Origin of the sequence: uncultured Dokdonia sp., assembly GCF_937910895.1 — a bacterium.
Classification (GTDB): Bacteria; Bacteroidota; Bacteroidia; order Flavobacteriales; family Flavobacteriaceae; genus Dokdonia.
In genome coordinates this window covers 43,492-64,987 of sequence record NZ_CALEMI010000091.1, presented here as the reverse complement: position 1 = coordinate 64,987, position 21,496 = coordinate 43,492, and the positions used below count along the sequence as shown (strand labels likewise).

Sequence of the window (21,496 nt, the reverse complement as noted above, 5' to 3'; positions counted from 1 at the left end):
TAAAAATAATAACTGTATAGCATACGTTATATAGTAATATAGTTAGGTCACTTTATGGATGCATTGGGCATTTTCTGTGGTGCGTTGGTTCTCAGTGCTATCCATAGTGATTTAACTATAAAAAATATGTTTTTTATATAGCATGCCTTTTGAAAAAAGAAATGTATCAAAAAGACAATTTTTTAAATGTTTTGTAATTTTAATAAAGACTTGGCATCATTTTAGCTTTGACTTAACAATAGAATTACGAGATTTATACCGAAAATAGAAATCACCACTACACCTATTTTCAAACCAAAATACACCACACACTCAGGACTGACTCATAAGGGGAATATGTTGTCGTAGTTAGTCTTATCCATTTTTAAAAAACACCACACATCACCCATTTTGGGTATAGGACTTTGTATGTCTTGTTTTAAAGCAAGAATCACTTTAGGTGGTTACTTTAAAATAAACAGCACAGGTCTTAAAAGATAGAATAACAGCGATATAGCCTTGCTATATGCGCTACGTTATACCACTATAAGGATACTCTAAGCGATTTTACGTGGGGTGTTTTGACTTAGGGGATTCCTTAGGTTGTATAACATATATATGCATAGTGCTGTGTACAGATTTGGGTTTTCTTCAACAAGAATAGTTCAAGATATGCATGGTAGTATCACAAGGGACATCTCATCTAGGTTTGTGGTGTGGTGCTTGATCCTGGATGGGTCCTGAGTGATGTTGTAATATCCCAGATACTAAAGTTGGGGTTTGAAAATGAATATAAACATTAATAAAAAAAAATCAAATGAAAGAACAAGCATCTCAAACCTTATTTAGGTTTGTAAGTTTTAGAGCTCCAGAGCTTATAGCTCCTCAAAAACCTTTACTCAGGTTTATGTATGAAACAATACAGGATGGAGATCAACGTAGAGTCAGAGAGATTTCTGATGGAACCTATGAAAGCCGAAGTACAGGACTCAATGTCTTAAATAAGGATGAAATACGTGCTTTAAATGAAGCATATCATGATCTTGGAGCATGGATTCAAAAAAATAGAAGAAAGTTTAATTTTCAAGAACTCAATGACAAGCTTCTTGCGGTCGCTGGAAACGCAGGATTAATAAATGAAGAAGTGGTGTGGCTAAATCTATATTACCAATACAAGACACAGGAAGATCACGGAGCAAGAGAATCACTCATTAACTTACTTATTGCAAATCATTTTCTTGATAAGACTAAAGTGGCTGTTAGTGAAGAAATGTCTGAAAAAGAGGCGCTTGCATTGTATAAAGAAATCGCTCACGCACGAATTGTGATTCCAAATGATGTGATCGATACACCAGAAACAACAATCCCTAATGCTGGCACGTCTGATTTTAAACGTACTTCCAAAAAGACAGAAGCTAGAATAGTATCTGCAATTTCAGCGTATAAGTTAGCGCAACTTAAACTAGCAAAAGGAGAACTTGAGTATTTGGAAAGGCAATATAGAAAAGCGTATGATGTTGCTTATGAGAATGCTTTCAAAACTCACAATGCAGCTGTTAAGACACTTAAGGATCAATACGCTAACACATTGGCTCAGGAGCAAGAGACATGGTATCAAGGCCGTAAAGATCAACTTAAAACCATAGAAGAAGAGGAGTTCTTATTTAGCAAAATATCAACGACTAAGTTTCCAGACTTACCAAAATTCACATTTACATTTCGTGCAGAAATAGAAGAGACGCAGTCAGTGCAGGAAATGTCTTCCTTACTTTTTAATACCGTATCACGTCTTACTCCTATAGAGCGTGTGGCTACTTTTGAAGAAGTGTATGCGTTGTTTTCTAAGGAAGAAGCAAGATTAGCAGAACTAGAAATACAAAATAAAGAATTATCTCATAAGAAAATTAGCCTTCAAGGAACTATCCTTAATGAAGCAGACAGACAATTTGTAGAGGGTAGAGATATTTGCTACACAATTACCTTGCGATCTGAGAATACACCCGTAAATGATGATGGTAAATGGTATTGGGAATATTTTATAGACTTACAAGGCTATAATAAAGAGGTTAACCTTCAGGACATTTCTTGTACACTCACATTCTCCAATGGAAATCAGATCACAGATACCATATATATCACAACCTATAGTGATACTGCTGGTGAGACGTATCTACGAACCCTGAGGATTTTTCCGCAAGCAGGAGGCATAGAATTAGAAGCAAGTGAAGGGGTGCCTGCACTTTCAGGAACTATTACGCTACAGAATGGTGATGTATTGACGTTTGATCAGGTAGTAAATCCTTTTATATCCATATCTAGAGATGTTTTATGCAATGAGATGGGTAATGGAGATCAAAATGAAGACACCACTCAAGAACCTTTTATTCCTTCTGGATTTGGGATGCGTCAGCTCGGAATTGCAGATTATAGAAGAGTGGAGCAAAACGTACATTGTTATGTTGAAGGCGAAGTATCACATATAGAAAATGTGATGGCACGTGAGATTAAAGAAAAAAGTACTAGAAGATTACGCCGCTCAGAAAATACCACATCATCAACTTCTGAGACGGAAAAAGAGCAACTTACAGATACGAGTACAACAGATCGTTTTGAAATGCAAAATGAAGTAGCTCAAGTTATTGCTGAGTCAACTAGCATTGATGCGTTTGCCAATGTAAATACCAGAAATGAATTTGTTCAGTTTAGTGCAGGAGGAGGCTTCGCCAATAATACGTCACAAGAAGATAGCATCAGTCAAGCAGTAACACAAGCACAAGAGATTACTTCGATCGCGATGGATCGTGTGGTGCAAAAAGTGAAGGAAGAACGTATTACCAAGATCGTAGAGGAGTATGAAGAAAATAACAGACATGGTTTTGATAATCGCGAAGGAGATCAACATATTGTAGGTGTGTATCGATGGATTGATAAAGTATATAAAAACCAGATTTATAATTATGGGAAACGTTTGATGTATGAGTTCTTTATTCCAGATCCTTCTCGATTACATAAACATGCGTTAACAGATACTATAGAAGGCAATCAGGGAACAGTGTTAGAAGAGCCTATAGATCCTAGAACAAATGGGCTTATGAGCGCAGCAAATCTCAATAGAGTTAATTATAGAGCTTGGGCAGCACAATACAATGCAGAGGTAAATGCACCAGCTGATGAGCTTATTAATTTTTCGGCCGCTTTTAGTGATAATGGGGCAAGTGGTAATTATCTGGCTGAGCATAAATATCCAGGAGGGAAAAATTGGACAGTAGAAATTCCAGAAAATTATGAGGTTGTTCACTATACTGGAAAATTTGGGTTTACTTATATATATTCAGAATTTGAAAACACTAATGGTACAGTAAATATTGATCGCTCTAGTTTTTTAATATCAGAAAATCCCAACCACAACACGATTAACTTAACAAGTAGTTATGACCTTTATACAAGACCTATCCGAAATGAGTTAGGCGTGAGCTTTCATGGAGGCGATGTAGGAGGTGTTGCTATTAGCCTATACTTGAGAGCCAGATTAACTTCAGAAGCTTATGATGCCTGGCAATTAACAGCTTTTAATGCGATTATGAGTGCGTATGAAGCAAAATTGGCAGCCTACAAAGAACAATTTGTTGCCGAAACAGAAGCAGCAACCGTTCTTAGAGCATCCAACCCATTATTTTACCGTCAGATAGAACAAACCGTGTTACGTAAAAACTGTGTCTCCTATCTTATTGATCGGAATGAGAGTGGCGAGCGTACCTATGGAAAAAGCGGATTGTATCAGGGCAGTACATTAGAAAATGCAGAAGTAAAACTAAACCAACGTTTAGATACGTACACCTCTTTTGCAACCTTCTTAGAGCAAGCGATAGAATGGGATATTATGTCTTATAATTTCTATCCTTTTTATTGGGCAAATCGTAGTAAATGGACAGAACTGTACCAGTACGAAAATGATGATCCTACGTTTAGAAAGTTTATGCAAGCGGGTATGGCACGCGTTGTTGTTACTGTGCGTCCAGGCTTTGAAAATGCCATGATGCATTATATGGCAACAGGCAATGTATGGGATGGAGGAGAACTCCCTGTTCTTGATGACCCACTCTATTTATCTATTGTAGAAGAACTACAACAACCTCTTGGCATAAAAGAAGGAGAAGCATGGAAAACACAAGTACCTACTTCTCTGACCATTTTACAAGCAGACAGTTTGGGACTTAAAGTAGAGAAGCCTCTGCCTTGCCATTGTGATGATGAGAGTGATTTTCAAGAGTCAGACCAAACAGGATGTTTAAGTGAGATTACTAATGAAACTACAATCTTTACAGACTTAAATACAGGTGCTTCACAAAAAGGGCTGATCCAGTTTTCTTTTCGAAAACTCGATGGAGACGGCGGTAATAAAACTATAGGAGATTTAGAAAGTGAATATAGTTTTCCAAGACAATACCGATGTCAAGGAGAAACTATTACCATACAAAGAGATGCTGCTTGGCAAGCCACAGATACTGCAGCACTTTTTTATGAGGCATTAGCCACACAATTATCTACCATAACGGGAGTGACAGCAAAGCAATTTACGGTAACAGCAGATCCAAATACAGGAAGTTTATTATATGGTTCCTTATTATTTACGGTTGATTTTTCAAAAGTGACAGTTTTTGAATTTTCGAAACCAGGCACTACGATCAATCATCCATTAGACACGCTAACGGTTGACTGTGATCAGGAAGATGTTGTAATTACCTATGGAGATGTGACCACGCCTCAAGCCTATATAGAAGAACGTCTTTTTGATAGTGGAGGCGATCCTATCACCTTTCAGGATGTACAAGGACCTATGCCTGCAAGTAGGTTTGTAGTCAATACGGCTAATGAAGAAAACACCTTTTAATGAGCAGTGCGAGATTAGATATGATATGGCAGCCAGAAGCGGTGCTGCCATATCTTTTTGGTGCGCTTAAAGCGAAAATAGAAACCGTCTCACCAGTCGCTGCCATCTATCTTTTTGGAAGTAGAGCTAGGGTTCCTGTTTCCGAGTGGCATATCCTAGAAGGAAAGGATTGGGATCTCTATGTAGTGTGTGATTTTCCCATAGTAAACACCCAAATATGGGGAAGAGATCTAGGCTATTATCTGGATCTAGTAGTCATCACTCAAGAACAATTAAAAAAATGCTTAGAGACAGACCCTCATATCCAAAAGCTTTATCCAAAAGATGCGCTGGGAGTCCATAAAAAGTATATGCAAGAAGTAAAAAACACAGGATTATGAGCATTTTTGATGAATTTAATGAAGAAGGAATCGAAGCCTTACGACCCACCAACAGAACATTTTTTAGTTTGCCAGAAACTTCAGGAAATGCTTTGGATGCGATAGCGTTTTCGGGGAGTGAAAGTGGTTCTACAGGATTTCAAAGTCTTTTTAAGGATAGTCCGTTTGGAGATGATAGCATCTTTGCTGTAGAAAAACCTTCCGATTTGTGGAAAGGTTATGTAGATTTCTATAAAGCTCTAGAACGATTTGGTATCGGTTCATTAACGGATATATCAATAGAAGAAGGAATCGTTTTGGATGAAATTACTCTTGAGGGGAAAGTCATAAAAAGTGCATTTGATTATAGGAATGTAATAGATACTAAAAAGTCCTTTCAATCACATTGGGAGTTAAGTGACAATGCCTACGTAGGATATGTATATGTAAATAAAAAGATTGATTATTTAAGCGATAAAGCATTATTTTTTAGTTATGATGGTGTTCAAGAATATCCACCATACGATTCAGCTTTTTCTATTTATAAACCATACAATACAGACCGTAATGTGGGGTCGCTTAACTATCCTAATGTTGAGTATTTAAAGAATAATGCAGCATTGCAAATACAGGGACTAAGTTTTAAAGGGATGTTAATTATCCTTCAGGGATTGGAAAATAGGACTGCAGACAGAAAGTATATAGAGTCTGGCTATCATCTTTTAGCAAGAACAGTAGAACAATTTACATTAAGTTTTAAGCCTCCCAAAGATTATATAGAAATACTAGCTCATCTAAATGATCAAGTGCTTCAACATATAAATATTAGAATATTAGAGAAATTATGGTCAAGATTTGTAGAAGCAGATAGGCTTACTAATATCTATGAGGTCATATTGCTTAATGTACTTAAAGGGTTGTCTAATAAACCAGATTTTAATACAGATACTTTTCTAAAAAGACTATTATCAAACACTATAAAAGGCAAAACCGAATTTGAAAGGCTTTATGATAAAATGAATGATTGGGGTGGCTCAAATAATTTCAGTAAACTGATCCTTAGATTATTGTTGATATGGAAAGATAGTGGTTTTACAAGATTTGAAAATCCAGCATTTAAGAATTTTGATCGCCCTGTAAATCTAGCATACAAACAAAAAAAGATTCTTGGTTTCCGAGTTGATGACTATGACTTTGAGTTTGGAAAAGATGGTGCTATTTTGGCTGAGATTGAGCCAGGTGTTAGCTTGCCAAATAACCCTATTGGTTCTATCATTATTGATAATATCCTCCAAAAGGAAGAACGATATCATCCTTTTTTCCCAGTGACCTTAACAGAACTTGACGAAACAGAAAATGAAGAGCTAAAATTGGAAACAACCATACCTGTTCCTGCATTTTATCTTAAAGCTTTTGATGATAAAGGAGCTTGGGAAAATTTTGAAAAAGGGCTGTGGTTAGCGGTAGATATTATTACTACGGCAACAGGCGTAGGAAACCTTTTAAAATTAAGACATGTACTAAAGCTTAAGAATGCCTTTGTATATCTCAAGCTTGCTTTTGGTGTTGTAGAGGTAGCTAGCGGCATTGTAGGTATTGCATTAAATTTTGTTGACAAATGTGAGGACAAAACGTTTTGTAATAAGCTTAGACAGTATCTGTTTTGGTTTGAAATTTGTACTTTAGGAGCAGACGCTCTTACCACACGTATTTTAAGTAAACAAGCTCGAGAAGCTAAAGATGCTTTAGTTGCCTATCGTAAAAATGTTAAAGATTCTAAAAAGCAAAAAGAATTAGATGAACTAGAAGAACATTTAGGCCAAATATTTGAACAAGGACTGAAAAATAATAAAGGCGGTGATATAAATAAGTCCTTTTTTGCAAATATTGGCTCATCTTTAAAACAAGAAGAAGCATTAGGGAATGTTCTTGGACAAACAGAAGAATATACTTGCGTAGCGAACACATTAAGAATGGTATTAGACGATTTAGGGGCTATAAGATCAGAAAAATTTCTTGAGAATGCTTTAGGGACAACCAGAGATGGAGCTAATATTCTTGATATACCTAATGCATTAAAAAATGATCGAATTGAAGGATTGAAGTTTATTTCTAGAGGGGGACCGAAAGATAAAAACATTACCTTTAATACATTATTAAAACAATTTAAAAGGATTGAAAATAAGAAGATTATTGTTAGTGTTAGGGGGGAAGATATTGGAGCACACGCTGTGGTTGTTGATAAAATAGAAGATAATCGTATATTTTTAAGAGATCCTTTGCCTTTAAACCAAGGTTCATCATATAGTATAACCATAGATGAATTTGAAAAAGTCTTTAATAAAAAGTTTTTGATAATAAATCCATAATATAATGACAGAAATAGAAAGAATACAGCAAAATATAAATGGAGAAATACCAGAAGAAGATTATGATATTTTAAAAATTATAGATATTCCTAATCCTGAAAAAGAACTAGAAACTTTTAAACAAACGATAGCTACAATAATTCAGAATATTAATCTTCATGAAGAAGATAGTAAATGGGAAAATCTCTTACCCGAACCTTTGATTAGGTTTACTAATCAACTAGTTGAATATGACTATTATAAGGATGAATTAATAAGTCATATTACTTCTATGGTTTATGATGTGAAAAAAGTCAGAGAATGGGAATGGTATAGTTCTAAACTACATAGTAGTGGTTTTGATGTGATTATGAAAGGTGTTTTTAGAGGTATTTTCACTTCCATAATTCATCACCAAGGTATTCGCCATGAAAGTATTATCATTCGTCGAAAAGATAAAGAATATCCAATAATCCGCTCTGGTATAGATGTTTTAAGATATCGTAACTGGAATCCTGAAACTCTAGTTTTAAGTAAAGGAGAATATGCAGGGAAGTATGGGTTAAGGTAGTATGTTTTTAAATCAAATTTGAAATAATAGATTTTTTCAATTAGTATAAAGATGAAGCCATCGTAATTTACGGTGGTTTTATGTTTGTAGGATGTTACTAGATATTAGCTACAGACAGAGCAGGATTAGATATTAATGAGCTTACAGTTGAAATGAAAATAGAAACAACCTATGAACCGTGTATTGTTTGTAAACGAGAGATTCTATTAAGACAACAGTTATTAGGGAATAATACAACCATAGAAGTTCAAAATCCTATATTACCTAATGGGGAAGGAGTTAAAAATAACAAACAACTAAAAACATTTTTAAATAATTAAATGGAAATAGAATATTTAAACTTGATGCTTCGATATCCTATTTTACAGGATGTAGAAAATGTTCCTGTTAAGGAAGAGGATATTATAAAATTAGAAACTAAAATTGATAAGGTTTTCCCAAAAGTGTATAAAGAATTTTTATCTATTGCTGGTGAAAATGCTAATGTAATTGCTTTTCTAAATCACGGTTTTTATGACTCTGTAAGAGACGATATTTACTACCTTGAAGAACAACAAGAAGTTGTTAAAGAAACTCTTAAAGAAGAAGGGTGTAGTGTTGGAGAAAATTTTTGGGTGATAGCAGATTTAGATGGAGGAGAACAATTTCATTTTTTTTATTTTAATGATCCTGATGCAGAAGATCCACAAAATCCACCTGTATATGGTAGCTATATAGGATATCCTCTTGGTAATAAGCATACGATAACAAAATTAGCAAATACTTTTCAAGAATATATTGAAAAAAAGATTAAAGGATATGCGGACTTAAATCAGGATAATTTTAGCTAATAGTGAGTACATATTTAAGCATATTATCATCAGAATACATTAAAAAAAAGAATCTTATTGAAATTTTAAAGCACTCTACAAAAAAAATTAAAGCTAAGGTTTTTGATCGTCAAACTATGTATGAAGATGGGACTTTAGAAACTAGCCTTGGAAGAAATGATTTAAGTTTTGTAATAACTTTAGATTCTAAAGAATTATATGATACTACAGAAAATGACTACAAAGAGTATAATTTTTACAAGAATCTAGGAACGAAGTATGGTTCTACTATCACAATAATAGTAGGGCAAATAGAAGATAGTATATTACTTAATGACTTTTTAAAATCTCTTTTTGAAGATAACCCTGAATTACTTTTTTTAAATGATGAAGTAGATGGTGACCCTTATGTGTTTTCAGCTTCACAAATTATTACTGCTGTAAATAATGCTTCTAAAATTCCTTTTCATGCTAATGATTGGATGTGGGAACCTCCTGTTGAGGAAGGTATTGTTTGATTTTTTTAGAAAATCCAATGTTACGTGATATGGAAGAAGATGCTGTATTAGCAGCAGATAGAGCAGGACTAGATATTAATGAGCTACCTATTGATATCTGTAAACGAGAGATTCTATTAAGACAACAATTAGTAGGGGGTAATACAACCATAGAAGTTCAAAATCCTATATTACCTAATGGGGAAGGAGTTAAAAATAACAAACAACTAAAAACATTTTTAAATAATTAAATGGAAATAGAATATTTAAACTTGATGCTTCGATATCCTATTTTACAGGATGTAGAAAATGTTCCTGTTAAGGAAGAGGATATTATAAAATTAGAAACTAAAATTGATAAGGTTTTCCCAAAAGTGTATAAAGAATTTTTATCTATTGCTGGTGAAAATGCTAATGTAATTGCTTTTCTAAATCACGGTTTTTATGACCCTGTAAGAGACGATATTTACTATGTCGAAGAACAACAAGAATACACCAAAAATAAGCTTAAAAAATATGGTGTATCTATTGGGGGAGATTTTTGGGTAATTGCAGATTTAGACGGCGGCGGACAGTTTGATTTCTTTTATTTTAATGATGCAGATGCAGAAGATCCAGAAAACCCACCTGTATATGCAAGTTATCCTGATTTGATAGAAGATAATGATCCTGATTTTCCATTAAAAAAGAAACTAGCAAATACATTCCAAGAATATATTGAAGAAAAAATCAAGGGATATGCTAATTTGAAATAATAGATTTTTTCAATTAGTATAAAGATGAAGCCATCGTATTTTACGGTGGTTTTATCTTTGTAGAATGTTACTCGATATTAGCAGCAGATAGAGCAGAATTAAACATCAAAGAACTTACAGTTGAGATGAGAATTGAGACAACGTATGAGCCTTGTATTATCTGTAAACAAGAGATTATGTTAAGGCAACAACTATTAGGTAATAATACGACTATAGAAGTTGAAAACCCTATATTTCCTAATGGGAAAGGGGTAGAAGGCGCTGAAGATTTTATTTTATTTTCAAAACAGTAAGACTAATATTATGATTATAGAATATTTAAGTTTGATTAAAAAGTATCCTAATTTAAGAGATAGAAAAAATGAAGGTGTTCCTGTATCTATCATAGAAAATTATGAAAAAGAGAATAATATTTTTTTTCCAAAGGCATATAAAGAGTTTCTTTTTCTTGCAGGTTCGAGGAGTAATATTTTATCAGGAATTAACGGGGGGGATTTCTAGGTTATAAACACAAACAACAAGAAACAGTTAAAGAAACTCTAAAGGACTATGGAATCAGTGTTGGAGAAAATTTTTGGGTGATTGCAGATTTAGATGGAGGTGGACAGTTTGATTTCTTTTATTTTAATGATCCAGATGCAGAAGATCCAGAAAATCCTCCTGTATATGCAAGTTATCCCGATTATATAGAAGATAATATTGATTATCTACCATTAAAAAAGAAACTGGCTAATACATTTCAAGAGTATAAAGAAGAAAAAATCAAGGCGTATGCTAATTTGAAATAGTATAGTTTTAAATTAAAAATAAATAAGACTATTGCAAAATACGATGCTAACGTATAGTAGATCAATTGATCATATAAAGCATCTAAATCTATCAAATTATAATGGTTTTAGATGCTTTTTGTTTTTCGCGAAAGCGTATTAAGAAACACTATCATCAGATACGAATTACTCCTCAATCTCCTGTAATATTTTTTCAGAATTCCTTAAGACACTTTTGTAACAACGCATCACTACCCACATAAGCAAACCAAAAAAGATAAGCATAAAAGGTACTGCAATTCCTAGTTTCGGATCTAAGGTTTCAAATAAGTCTTTACCATTAAATAATTTGGCAGACAAGGGCACAGTAAGTAACATAAATACAAAGCTCATTCCTATGTTTAATTTTTGAAAATTGACAAAGTTTTTCTTTCCTTTCGCATAGGTCTTCATGGTTTCTTTATAACTCATAGACGTTACATTGACACGCTTCATTGCCTGGATTGTTTTTAAAGATAGGATAGGGAGAATCGCTAGGATGAGCATACATAAAATCCCTGATACTTGTAATGGAATGGTATCTAATTCTCTAAAATTTGCTAGTATGGCGACCAGTGCTACATAGCAGATGACACCACCTATTTTTTCTGCATTAAATATTTTATTCCACTGTGAAGTATATTTTTGTTGTGTCATTTTGAGTATAATTTCGTCGGTTAATTGTTTTTGTTTTTCGAGTTCCTGGCTCATTTGTGACCAGGCAGCTTGCATTTCTTCTAGTTCCATGTGTCTATTATTTTACCAGTTGTGTTCTTAGTTGTTCTTTAATACGAGAGATGCGCGTCGCTACTTTACTTCTAGAAAATCCAGTAATGGCGGCAATCTCTTCATATTTTTTACCTTCTAATAAAAGAAGAATAATCCCCTTATTAACATCAGACAGTTGGCGGATTTGCACATACATTTCCACGAGTCGTTCTTCCAGAATCGGGTCATCAGGTTCGTATGTAAGATGCAGATTGTCTATCGTCACAGACGTACCTTTTCGTTTTTCTTTTCTTAAAAATGTAAAAGCGGTATTGAGTGCTACGCGATACATCCACGTACTTGCTTTAGATTCTCCTCTAAAACTGTCAAACCCTTTCCATAATTGAAAAACGATATCTTGATACAAGTCTTTTTGATCTTCTCCCGTATCACAATACACCCGCGAAATCTTAAAAATGATCCCTTCGTTTTCTTTGATGAGTTGTGTAAAAGCTTCTTCTTTGCGCATTGAAGATGATGATTATAACCTATTAGTAAGATATCTATTTAAAAAGTCGCAAAAAAGTTTACTTTTTTTTCAGAGGGTGGTTTTTGAGTCATTGTATTCTTTCGCTTAAAGCGAAAAAAAAGATCAGCGTTAGGAAAGAAGTTGAGAAGTTGAGAAGGTTAGATAGGTTAAAAAAGGTCAAAAGAAGATATTGAAGAATAAGTAAATAAAAAAGTTGAGTGGTTTTCGCTTTCGCGAAAATGATAAAAAACAATTCCCTTCTAGGTGGTAGCGCTAGGGAAATGAAAGACACTAGTATTTAAAAAATAGAGTATTACTCTAAAATAGCGTGTTACGCTATTTCTTATTAGAAATTCTTATGTAACGAGAATACGTACGATCTCATTTCATAAATAGATACCTATCTTTACACCCTAAATAACTTCTTTTAAAATACATGGATTACTTTCTTATTATTACCATTTTAGTAGGGCTTTCGGCGGCATTTGGATACATCAATGTGCGGTTTTTAAAATTACCCAACACCATTGGATTGATGCTGATTACCATTGTATTTACCCTAGCGGTTTTTGCACTGAGTTATTTTGATGCCACCTTACTAAACGCCGAACGTTACATTATTAAACAGATTGATTTTAGAACCGTACTGCTGGATATTATGCTGAGTTTTCTCTTATTTGCAGGTGCATTACACACCAATTTTGAGCAACTCAAGATACAACGCTGGCCCGTCTTCGTGTTTTCGACCTTTGGGGTGTTGGTGTCGACGTTTTTAGTAGGAACGGTCATGTATTATCTATTGCCTTTGCTGGGATTACAAGTAGCCTATATCTACTGTTTGTTGTTTGGAGCATTGATTTCACCTACAGATCCGATAGCAGTTTTAGGGATTTTAAAACAAGCAGGAGCGCCCAAAAAATTAGAAACCAAAATTGTTGGAGAATCCCTGTTTAATGACGGCGTAGGTGTGGTTGTTTTTCTCACTATTTTTCAGATTGCCTCTTTTGGAACTGACACTATAGAAGTAGTAGATATTTTCAAGTTATTTGGGCAAGAAGTCATCGGAGGGATTGTATTAGGAGGAGTGATTGGTTGGATTGTGTATCGCCTTATGAAATCTATAGATGACTATGATATAGAAGTCATCATCACACTAGCAGGAGTGATGGTAGGAACCGCCGTAGCGCATCAATTTCATGTCTCAGCACCACTCGCTATGGTTACTGCTGGTTTAATTGTAGGAAATGATACCGTACGAGGTTCTTCTATGTCTGAGATCACAGAAAATTACGTAGATAAATTTTGGGAGCTGATTGATATTTTACTCAACACCTTACTCTTTGTGTTGATTGGTATGGAAATGCTCGTACTCGCCATAGAAGGAAAGTATATTATGGCTGGATTATTAGCCATTCCTATTGTTTTGGCTTGTCGTTATGCATCGCTATTAGGGCCTATAGCTTTCTTTAAAAAACGATTAAATTTTGTGCCTAAAACCAACCTTATTATGACATGGGGAGGATTGCGAGGAGGCATTTCTATAGCACTTGCCTTAGGACTTTCTGATGAGATGCATAGAGATTTATTTTTGGTCATTACGTATGTGATTGTGGTCTTTTCGATACTTGTACAAGGACTCACTGTTGGAGGATTGATCAAACGGGTCCAAAAGAAGGGGTTGGAGTAGATCTTCCAAAATAGTATTTTTGCGAAATGGAACCAGACAATTTTACCAACGAGTTTTTTGGCATCGGGATTCAAAATGGGAAAACTCCAGAAAACTTAGGCGTCCTATGGCGTACCGCACAAAATCTAGGGGCTAGTTTTATATTTACCATCGGAAATCGGTATGCAAAACAAGCTAGTGATACGCATCATGCCGTGAAAGCGATGCCGTATTTTCATTACGAAACCTTTACAGATTTTTATACCCATCTTCCAAAAGGAGCACGATTGGTGGGTATTGAGATGCACGAGACTTCTGAGGCTTTAGAAACCTTTGAACACCCACGACGTTGTGTGTATTTATTAGGCGCCGAAGATCACGGACTCTCTAAAGAAGCTATTGAGAAATCCCATTTTCTAGTACAATTTCCTTCCAAAATGAGCTTGAATGTCGCTGTAGCCGGCAGTATTGTACTCTATGATAGGACCCGAGCCAAACAACGGAGTTAGGTTTTGTGCGCTTTCGCGAAAGCGTACTCCGTATTATTGCCATGTAAATAGAATCACAAATCACAAAAAAACAAATCCCAAACATCAAAACTTTTCAATTCTCGTATTTCCAACTTCCAGAACCCACAAATTCTAAAAAAATCTTTCCACTTCCTACTTCCAGCACTCCACATCTAATCTCATACTTTTTCTACTTTCCACCTCGTAATTCGCACCTCCAACTTCGTGCCTTTTCCCACTTTGTACCTCCAAACTCGTGGCTCATATCTTCTCAACATCCTACATTTTCGTTTTTAGAAATCAAAATTTAGAATTTAGAAAGTTTACCTTTGCAAGAAACAATGATCTATGTCTCATAAAGCTGGTTTTGTAAATATTATAGGAAACCCCAATGTCGGAAAGAGTACGCTTATGAATGCGTTTGTAGGAGAGCGATTATCTATCATCACTTCAAAAGCGCAAACCACTCGCCACCGTATCCTCGGTATTGTAAACGGAGAAGATTTTCAGGTGGTCTTAAGTGATACGCCAGGAATCATTAAACCTGCATACCAGTTACAAGCCTCCATGATGGACTTTGTAAAAAGCGCTTTTGAGGATGCAGATGTGTTATTATACTTGGTCGAACTAGGCGAAAAAGAACTCAAAGACGAAGCCTTTTTTAATAAAATTCGCGCCGCAAAAATTCCTGTATTATTATTAATTAATAAGATTGATAAAGGGAATGAAGAACTCTTAGGAGCATCTTTAAAACTATGGTCAGAAAAGGTACCCAATGCAGAGGTGTTTGCAATTTCGGCATTAGAAAATTTTGGAGTAGGAGAAGTGTTTAAACGCATCATAGAGTTATTACCAGAATCTCCAGCTTTTTATCCAAAAGACCAATTGACGGATAAGCCAGAACGTTTTTTTGTAAATGAGATCATTCGTGAGAAAATCTTAATTCACTATAAAAAAGAAATCCCATATTCGGTAGAGATTGATACCGAAGAATTCTTTGAAGAAGAAACCATCATCAGAATGCGTGCTGTGATTATGGTAGAACGTGAGAGTCAGAAAGGAATTATTATTGGTCATAAAGGAACTGCTTTAAAACGTGTAGGTGTAGAGGCTCGTAAGGATTTAGAGAAATTCTTCGGAAAACAAGTACACATCGAACTCTACGTAAAAGTCAATAAAAATTGGCGTAGTAATGAGAAACAACTCCGACGTTTCGGCTATAATCAGAAGTAGGTTTGAAGTACGAAATGAATCGAAAACTTAAAAATAGCGAACTCGACCGAAAGTCTGTTACTGAGTTTAAGGACTCAAAAAAAACGCCCCTTATTATCATTCTAGATAACATTAGAAGTTTGAATAATATAGGGTCTGTTTTTCGTACTGCCGATGCTTTTTTAGTTCAAAAAATTTACTTGTGTGGCATCACTGCACAACCTCCGCATCGGGAGATTCAGAAGACAGCCTTGGGCGCGACTGATGCTGTGGTTTGGGAATATGTAGAGGATACGGTCACGCTTTCGCGAAAGCTAAAAAAAGAGGGTGTTTATTTGTGCGCTATTGAACAAGCAGAAGATGCTGTGATGCTCAACGATTTTATTCCCGAAAAAGGAAAAAAGTATGCGGTAGTTTTTGGCAACGAAGTAAAAGGAGTACAACAAGAAGTTGTTTCTGAAAGTGATACCGTGATTGAAATTCCACAATTTGGCACCAAACATTCCTTAAACATCTCTGTCTCCTGTGGGGTTGTTGTATGGGACTTGTTTACAAAGATGAGTTTGTAAGAAGGGTGAAGTGGTGGTTGTTCTTTTTGTTTTGTAATTTTTTTTACAAAAGAAAAAGAATTTTCCGTTCCAACTTTATAGGACTTATTTTCTAAGATGAGTTTACAAGAAGGGTGAAGTGGTGGTTGTTTAAAATATTTTGTATTTTTTTGATAAAATATTTTAAACTTTCCGTTCTAATTTTTCAAAGACTTGTTTTCAAAGATGAGTTTGTTAAATTTTGTTAGTAGTTCTTCTTTTTGTTTTTATAAAACTGTGAAAAACTGGTGATAACTCGTATAAAATTGCGTTTGTAAAAGTCAATCAAAGATTTACCTTGCAGTATGGCAAAAAGCATAGCAAAAAAGGTGACTCCTTTAATGAAACAATACAATACCATCAAGGTCAAATATCCTGATGCGTTATTGCTTTTTAGAGTAGGAGATTTTTATGAAACCTTTGGAGATGATGCCATAAAAGCAGCAGGTATTTTGCATATTACTTTGACCCATCGTAATAATGGAGGCGATAAAACCGAATTAGCTGGCTTCCCTCATCATTCGCTGAATACCTATTTGCCTAAATTGGTAAAAGCAGGATGTCGTGTAGCAATTTGTGATCAGTTGGAAGATCCCAAAATGACAAAAACGATTGTAAAACGGGGTGTGACTGAGTTGGTGACACCAGGTGTGGCACTTAATGATGAAGTGCTTTCAGCCAAGCGTAATAATTTTTTGGGTGCCGTTCATATTGGAAAACGTACGTTAGGGGTTTCCTTTTTGGACGTTTCGACGGGAGAGTACCTTACCGCACAAGGAGACGAAGCCTATATAGATAAGCTTTTACAAAATTTCGCGCCAAGCGAACTCTTAATTTCAAAAAAACAAAAGACTGCTTTTTCTAATGCATTCGGTTCTGATTTTCATACGTTTTTTATGGAAGATTGGGTGTTTAAAACCGACTATGCATTTGAGTCGCTGAATAAGCATTTTAAGACCAATACGCTTAAAGGTTTTGGCGTAGATCATTTAGAAGAAGGGATCATTGCTTCAGGTGTTATTTTACATTATTTAGGAGAAACACAGCACCATAAACTCGCGCACATCACGCGTATCAATCGGATTGCTGAAGATGAGTACGTGTGGATGGATCGGTTTACGATTCGTAATTTAGAGTTGTATCATTCCGCTTTCGCGAAAGCGATCACCCTCATAGACGTGATTGATAAAACTACCTCTCCTATGGGAGCTCGACTTTTAAAACGATGGCTCGCCTTACCTCTTAAAAATGTAGACAAAATAAAACAGCGTCACGAAGTGGTGTCTTACTTATTAAAAGAAGAGGTGCTTTTTGAAAAGCTACGGCAGTGTATTAAACATATAGGCGATGTAGAGCGACTCATTAGTAAAGTAGCGACAGGGAAGGTGTCTCCCAGAGAAGTCATTCAACTTAAAAACTCACTAGAGGCGATGGTGCCTATAAAAAGTTTGAGTTCTAACGCAACAAATGAAGCGTTAAAAATTATAGGCGATGGAATTCATGAATGTGAATTGTTGCGTTCTAAAATTAAAGAAACCCTTAACGAAGAAGCTCCTGTAGCTATAGGAAAAGGAGGCGCTATTGCGAGAGGTTTTCATGAAGAATTAGATGGTTTACGAGATATTTCTTTTTCAGGGAAAGACTATCTAGATAAGATGGTAGAACGAGAGACGAAGCGTACAGGGATTACGTCACTTAAAATCGCATCTAACAATGTTTTTGGATATTATATAGAAGTGAGAAATACGCATAAGGATAAAGTGCCAGAGGAGTGGATCCGTAAGCAAACATTAGTGAATGCAGAGCGCTACATTACTGAAGAATTAAAAGAATACGAAGCCAAAATACTAGGTGCTGAAGAACGTATTTTAGGGATAGAACAACAACTATTTTCAGAACTCGTCCAATGGATGATGCAGTTTATCCCTCAAGTACAGCATAACGCAAATCTGGTTGCACAGTTAGATGTCTTATGCTCTTTTGCGCAATTGGCAAAGGATAATCACTATGTACGTCCTGTGGTAGATGACTCACAAGCGCTTTCTATAAAAGAAGGACGTCACCCTGTGATTGAAAAGCAGTTACCACTCGGAGAAAGCTATATTGCTAATGATGTCTATCTGGATAGAGAGGCTCAGCAAATGATTATGATTACGGGGCCTAATATGTCAGGTAAGAGTGCAATTTTAAGACAAACAGCGCTTATTGTACTGTTAGCACAAATGGGAAGTTTTGTTCCTGCTGCCGAGGCGCATATTGGAATGGTGGATAAAATCTTTACCCGTGTCGGCGCAAGTGATAATATCTCTATGGGGGAGAGTACTTTTATGGTGGAGATGAATGAGACAGCGAGTATTTTGAATAATATCTCCGATCGTAGTCTGGTATTGCTGGATGAGATAGGACGTGGTACGAGTACGTATGATGGAATTTCTATTGCGTGGGCGATCAGTGAATATTTACACGAGCATCCAGGACGTCCAAAAACCTTGTTTGCGACGCATTATCACGAACTCAATGAAATGAGTGAGACTTTTGAGCGGATAAAGAATTATAATGTTTCTGTAAAAGAATTAAAAGATAATGTACTTTTTTTACGCAAGCTAGTTCCTGGTGGAAGTGCGCATAGTTTTGGGATTCACGTAGCAAAAATGGCAGGAATGCCGCAGCAAGTAGTCAGAAGGGCAACCAAGATGATGGAAAAGCTAGAAAAATCTCACGGAAGCGAAGAACTTACAGGAAAATTAAAGGCAACTACAGAAGATGAGATGCAATTGAGTTTTTTTAATCTAGATGATCCTTTGCTGGAACAGATCAAAGAAGAAATCTTACACACAGATATTGATACACTTACCCCTGTAGAGGCACTTATGAAGCTAAACGAAATCAAGCGGATGATTGTAAAAAAGAAAGAAAGTAAGACTTCGTAATCCACTGAAAAACAAATTTTTGCTATTTATTTTTAAGATAATGCACATTAAGTCGCATATTTTTTTGAAAAAGGTTTTGCTAAATGTAGAAAAGCTGTAAATTTGCATCCGCTGTTTGAAGCAGTAACGTTCATAAAAGAACACATCATGCGAAAGTAGCTCAGGGGTAGAGCATCACCTTGCCAAGGTGGGGGTCGCGGGTTCAAATCCCGTCTTTCGCTCTACTAAATTTGATATACTGAATTAAAATATACCAATGTTTTGCTTCCGCAAGACAGCTGCTCGAGTGGTGGAATTGGTAGACACGTTGGACTTAAAATCCAATGTCCATTAGGACGTACGGGTTCAAGTCCCGTCTCGAGTACTAAACGGGACACCTTCATATTTTTTGATGGTGTCCCGTTTTTATTTCCTCCCATATTCCCCATTATTGTTGGGATTGCGCCAAAAATAGAATTTACTCTAATGGTTCGATAACGGTCATTTTTGTGATCAAATAGGATTCCGTCTGGAAACACCATATTTTGAACTCTCTTTTTTGTTTCCAAATCTCCTGAACTCCATAATACCGCTAGTTGCGAGGAATAATCTACTGCATAATCTACTGCTTTTTCAAGGTTCGATACATCTAAGCTGTTTGCTTGTAAATATTCTTGCTTTTTAATTCGCTCCTTTTCAGATTTTACTTTAAACTTCAAATACTGCTCTCTTGATATTTCATTGTAAACAAACCGCTCTTCTAATAGTTCTATTCTATTATCTAAGTCTCTTACTTGCTTTTCTATCGCTTTTGATTCTTGTAACTGCTCTTTATGGTGTTCTAAGAAGGTGTACTTCATTACCTCTTTTAATGGGGCTATATACTTTTGATCGCTCAATTGATATTGCTTTAGTATCTCTTCAAATTTCAAGTGCATTACTTTTGCACTTCTATTCTCTTTACTCCCACTTCGATTATTCTTGTAATAATACAATCCTTTTCGTTTTACGAGATACCCTGTGTAATACCCTCCACAAGAACTTGCTTTAATAAATTGTTTTAAAGGTAAATTTTCCTCATCCTTATTATACGATTGGCTTTTATCCTTGTTTCTCAAAGAATCATTTATTTTTAAAAATAACTCTTTTGAGACAAGCGCTTCGTGCTTGCCTTGTACAACTTCATTAGGAATATGTGCGCTTACTATTAAACCACAATAGAAAGGATTTCTAAAGTAATCACTTAGCTTCTTGTATTTAATAGTTAACCCTTTTCTTTCAAGTCTTTCTGCAATCTCTCTATAGCTTAAATTTTCACTAGCCCTCCACTTAAAAGCATATCGCAATAGCTTCCCTTGATCGTTTATAACGATATTCTGTTCTTTTCCTTTGCCTGGATTTAGATTTGTATATCCAAAGGGAATAGAGCCTATCCAATAGCCTTTACGAAGTTTCTCTTGCATTCCTGAAACTGACTTATCACGTCTAAGTTCATTGTCAAACTGTGAGAACATATAATAAAGGCTCTGTTGAAATGATCCAGATGCGGTTGTTGCATCTACATCTTGTGTTACAGATAGCACAACTATACCCTCTTTCATTAGCTGTTTGCTTATATAATCGCCACTTGCTCCTGTTCGTGAAAATCGATCGTAAGAATACACAATGATGTAACTAATATCCTTTTTATGTCTTTTAACGTAAGTAAGCATCTTTTGGAAGTGTTTACGCTCATCTGATTTTGCAGATTCATAAGTTCCTCCAAAGTATTCCATAACTTCAATTCCCTTATTTTTCGCATAAACTTCACAATACTTCATTTGAGTTTCTAAGGAAGCATTATTCTCAGCCTGTTCTTTAGTAGATACACGTGTATATATGACAGCTTTGCCTTGCATATTAATTTGCTTGGTTTTTGAGGACTTTGCATACTTTGCAAAAGCTGTGAACTCATTCTTTTTCATAAAATGCTATTTTTCTCTATGTAACTAACACAACAACTAATCTGCTCTAGGCTTTATATAGTCCATTCTATCGCTTTGTTTCTGTGCTTACTTTTAAAGATCACTTTTATTTCTATGTGATATGATACAAACAAAAGTGATCTAGCTACAGCTACTTACTGCTTTTTGAATGTTTTAATAATTACTAAAGCTAATTGCTTTAACGTCTCTATAATCTCCAAGGCTTGTTCGTCTGTAATATCATCGAAGCCATCGAATTTTCGTAATTCTTCAATACTAAGGGCTTTTGAAACCTCTGTATTTGCATTTTCTGTAGGCATAGAATAAGAAGATAAATTGAAGGAACATGATTTTAAACCTGTTCTTCCGTCCATACTTGCAGTGAAAGTTTTTATCC

General features: G+C 35.3%; 20 protein-coding genes, 2 tRNA genes and 1 pseudogene. 19 read left to right on the top strand and 4 right to left on the bottom strand.

Annotation, left to right across the window (positions count from 1 at the left end):
* The first annotated feature begins 796 nt into the window (after positions 1-796).
* The 12 genes from Q0505_RS11555 to Q0505_RS11500 all read left to right on the top strand — a co-directional run bounded on the left by Q0505_RS11555 (position 797) and on the right by Q0505_RS11500 (position 10,997).
* Complete coding sequence (locus Q0505_RS11555) at positions 797-4,870, top strand: hypothetical protein (RefSeq protein WP_299212951.1); 4,074 nt, start codon at positions 797-799, stop codon at positions 4,868-4,870.
* Positions 4,870-5,250, top strand: coding sequence for a nucleotidyltransferase domain-containing protein (locus tag Q0505_RS11550; RefSeq protein WP_299212949.1), 381 nt, complete (start codon positions 4,870-4,872; stop codon positions 5,248-5,250). The genes Q0505_RS11555 and Q0505_RS11550 overlap by 1 nt, the downstream gene beginning before the upstream one ends.
* Positions 5,247-7,598: a cysteine peptidase family C39 domain-containing protein gene (locus tag Q0505_RS11545; protein WP_299212947.1), complete on the top strand. Its 2,352-nt coding sequence runs from the start codon at positions 5,247-5,249 to the stop codon at positions 7,596-7,598. The genes Q0505_RS11550 and Q0505_RS11545 overlap by 4 nt, the downstream gene beginning before the upstream one ends.
* Before the next feature lie 4 nt (positions 7,599-7,602).
* Complete coding sequence (locus Q0505_RS11540; RefSeq protein ID WP_299212945.1) at positions 7,603-8,148, top strand: hypothetical protein; 546 nt, start codon at positions 7,603-7,605, stop codon at positions 8,146-8,148.
* Between the two features lie 152 nt (positions 8,149-8,300).
* Complete coding sequence (locus Q0505_RS11535) at positions 8,301-8,468, top strand: hypothetical protein (protein ID WP_299212943.1); 168 nt, start codon at positions 8,301-8,303, stop codon at positions 8,466-8,468.
* Positions 8,469-8,978: an SMI1/KNR4 family protein gene (locus Q0505_RS11530; protein WP_299212941.1), complete on the top strand. Its 510-nt coding sequence runs from the start codon at positions 8,469-8,471 to the stop codon at positions 8,976-8,978.
* 2 nt (positions 8,979-8,980) lie between these two features.
* Positions 8,981-9,475, top strand: coding sequence for a hypothetical protein (locus tag Q0505_RS11525; RefSeq protein ID WP_299212939.1), 495 nt, complete (start codon positions 8,981-8,983; stop codon positions 9,473-9,475).
* 17 nt (positions 9,476-9,492) lie between these two features.
* A complete protein-coding gene (locus tag Q0505_RS11520; RefSeq protein ID WP_299212937.1) occupies positions 9,493-9,705 on the top strand; it encodes a hypothetical protein in 213 nt (70 codons plus the stop codon).
* Positions 9,706-10,209: an SMI1/KNR4 family protein gene (locus Q0505_RS11515; protein WP_299212935.1), complete on the top strand. Its 504-nt coding sequence runs from the start codon at positions 9,706-9,708 to the stop codon at positions 10,207-10,209.
* 125 nt (positions 10,210-10,334) lie between these two features.
* Positions 10,335-10,502 carry a hypothetical protein gene (locus Q0505_RS11510; protein ID WP_299212933.1) on the top strand — a complete coding sequence of 56 codons (168 nt, stop codon included), beginning with the start codon at positions 10,335-10,337 and terminating at the stop codon, positions 10,500-10,502.
* A gap of 10 nt (positions 10,503-10,512) precedes the next feature.
* Positions 10,513-10,710: a hypothetical protein gene (locus tag Q0505_RS11505; RefSeq protein ID WP_299212931.1), complete on the top strand. Its 198-nt coding sequence runs from the start codon at positions 10,513-10,515 to the stop codon at positions 10,708-10,710.
* A gap of 77 nt (positions 10,711-10,787) precedes the next feature.
* Positions 10,788-10,997, top strand: coding sequence for a hypothetical protein (locus tag Q0505_RS11500; RefSeq protein ID WP_299212929.1), 210 nt, complete (start codon positions 10,788-10,790; stop codon positions 10,995-10,997).
* Between the two features lie 165 nt (positions 10,998-11,162).
* Here the strand turns inward: Q0505_RS11500 and Q0505_RS11495 are convergent, their stop codons facing one another.
* Positions 11,163-11,762, bottom strand: coding sequence for a hypothetical protein (locus Q0505_RS11495; protein ID WP_299212927.1), 600 nt, complete (start codon positions 11,760-11,762; stop codon positions 11,163-11,165).
* A gap of 7 nt (positions 11,763-11,769) precedes the next feature.
* The gene (locus Q0505_RS11490; protein WP_299212924.1) at positions 11,770-12,252 is read right to left on the bottom strand and encodes a sigma-70 family RNA polymerase sigma factor; all 483 of its coding nucleotides are present in this window, start codon (positions 12,250-12,252) and stop codon (positions 11,770-11,772) included.
* Between the two features lie 436 nt (positions 12,253-12,688).
* Between Q0505_RS11490 and Q0505_RS11485 the strand changes: the two genes are divergently transcribed.
* The 7 genes from Q0505_RS11485 (at position 12,689) to Q0505_RS11455 (ending at position 19,520) form a co-directional block, all read left to right on the top strand.
* A complete protein-coding gene (locus tag Q0505_RS11485; RefSeq protein WP_299212922.1) occupies positions 12,689-13,939 on the top strand; it encodes a sodium:proton antiporter in 1,251 nt (416 codons plus the stop codon).
* Between the two features lie 26 nt (positions 13,940-13,965).
* Positions 13,966-14,427, top strand: coding sequence for an RNA methyltransferase (locus Q0505_RS11480; protein ID WP_299212920.1), 462 nt, complete (start codon positions 13,966-13,968; stop codon positions 14,425-14,427).
* A gap of 348 nt (positions 14,428-14,775) precedes the next feature.
* Positions 14,776-15,660 (top strand): GTPase Era, encoded by an 885-nt coding sequence (era, locus tag Q0505_RS11475; protein WP_299212918.1) that lies wholly within the window; start codon positions 14,776-14,778, stop codon positions 15,658-15,660.
* Positions 15,661-15,674: 14 nt separating this feature from the next.
* On the top strand, positions 15,675-16,208 hold the full coding sequence (locus tag Q0505_RS11470) for an RNA methyltransferase (protein WP_299212916.1): 534 nt from the start codon (positions 15,675-15,677) through the stop codon (positions 16,206-16,208).
* A 323-nt stretch (positions 16,209-16,531) separates the two neighbouring features.
* Positions 16,532-19,156, top strand: coding sequence for a DNA mismatch repair protein MutS (gene mutS / locus Q0505_RS11465; RefSeq protein WP_299212914.1), 2,625 nt, complete (start codon positions 16,532-16,534; stop codon positions 19,154-19,156).
* Between the two features lie 149 nt (positions 19,157-19,305).
* Positions 19,306-19,377, top strand: a tRNA-Gly gene (locus tag Q0505_RS11460).
* 59 nt (positions 19,378-19,436) lie between these two features.
* A tRNA-Leu gene (locus Q0505_RS11455) sits at positions 19,437-19,520 on the top strand.
* A gap of 736 nt (positions 19,521-20,256) precedes the next feature.
* On the opposite strand, the pseudogene Q0505_RS21435 reads toward Q0505_RS11455, so the two are convergent.
* Positions 20,257-21,033 (bottom strand): annotated as a pseudogene (locus Q0505_RS21435) (recombinase family protein); the annotation flags it as partial.
* Between the two features lie 221 nt (positions 21,034-21,254).
* Positions 21,255-21,473 carry a hypothetical protein gene (locus tag Q0505_RS11450; RefSeq protein WP_299212912.1) on the bottom strand — a complete coding sequence of 73 codons (219 nt, stop codon included), beginning with the start codon at positions 21,471-21,473 and terminating at the stop codon, positions 21,255-21,257.
* Positions 21,474-21,496 lie beyond the last annotated feature (23 nt).

What these genes read in the sequence shown, in the direction of transcription:
- Q0505_RS11535 (WP_299212943.1), top strand. Translation starts at nt 8,301, where the DNA reads ATGAAAATAGAAACAACCTATGAACCGTGTATTGTTTGTAAACGAGAG.
- mutS (WP_299212914.1), top strand. Translation starts at nt 16,532, where the DNA reads ATGGCAAAAAGCATAGCAAAAAAGGTGACTCCTTTAATGAAACAATAC.
- Q0505_RS11495 (WP_299212927.1), bottom strand. Translation starts at nt 11,762, where the DNA reads ATGGAACTAGAAGAAATGCAAGCTGCCTGGTCACAAATGAGCCAGGAA.
- Q0505_RS11480 (WP_299212920.1), top strand. Translation starts at nt 13,966, where the DNA reads ATGGAACCAGACAATTTTACCAACGAGTTTTTTGGCATCGGGATTCAA.
- Q0505_RS11515 (WP_299212935.1), top strand. Translation starts at nt 9,706, where the DNA reads ATGGAAATAGAATATTTAAACTTGATGCTTCGATATCCTATTTTACAG.
- Q0505_RS11555 (WP_299212951.1), top strand. Translation starts at nt 797, where the DNA reads ATGAAAGAACAAGCATCTCAAACCTTATTTAGGTTTGTAAGTTTTAGA.
- Q0505_RS11530 (WP_299212941.1), top strand. Translation starts at nt 8,469, where the DNA reads ATGGAAATAGAATATTTAAACTTGATGCTTCGATATCCTATTTTACAG.
- Q0505_RS11450 (WP_299212912.1), bottom strand. Translation starts at nt 21,473, where the DNA reads ATGGACGGAAGAACAGGTTTAAAATCATGTTCCTTCAATTTATCTTCT.
- Q0505_RS11550 (WP_299212949.1), top strand. Translation starts at nt 4,870, where the DNA reads ATGAGCAGTGCGAGATTAGATATGATATGGCAGCCAGAAGCGGTGCTG.
- Q0505_RS11505 (WP_299212931.1), top strand. Translation starts at nt 10,513, where the DNA reads ATGATTATAGAATATTTAAGTTTGATTAAAAAGTATCCTAATTTAAGA.
- Q0505_RS11545 (WP_299212947.1), top strand. Translation starts at nt 5,247, where the DNA reads ATGAGCATTTTTGATGAATTTAATGAAGAAGGAATCGAAGCCTTACGA.
- Q0505_RS11520 (WP_299212937.1), top strand. Translation starts at nt 9,493, where the DNA reads ATGTTACGTGATATGGAAGAAGATGCTGTATTAGCAGCAGATAGAGCA.
- era (WP_299212918.1), top strand. Translation starts at nt 14,776, where the DNA reads ATGTCTCATAAAGCTGGTTTTGTAAATATTATAGGAAACCCCAATGTC.
- Q0505_RS11485 (WP_299212922.1), top strand. Translation starts at nt 12,689, where the DNA reads ATGGATTACTTTCTTATTATTACCATTTTAGTAGGGCTTTCGGCGGCA.
- Q0505_RS11540 (WP_299212945.1), top strand. Translation starts at nt 7,603, where the DNA reads ATGACAGAAATAGAAAGAATACAGCAAAATATAAATGGAGAAATACCA.
- Q0505_RS11470 (WP_299212916.1), top strand. Translation starts at nt 15,675, where the DNA reads ATGAATCGAAAACTTAAAAATAGCGAACTCGACCGAAAGTCTGTTACT.
- Q0505_RS11490 (WP_299212924.1), bottom strand. Translation starts at nt 12,252, where the DNA reads ATGCGCAAAGAAGAAGCTTTTACACAACTCATCAAAGAAAACGAAGGG.
- Q0505_RS11510 (WP_299212933.1), top strand. Translation starts at nt 10,335, where the DNA reads ATGAGAATTGAGACAACGTATGAGCCTTGTATTATCTGTAAACAAGAG.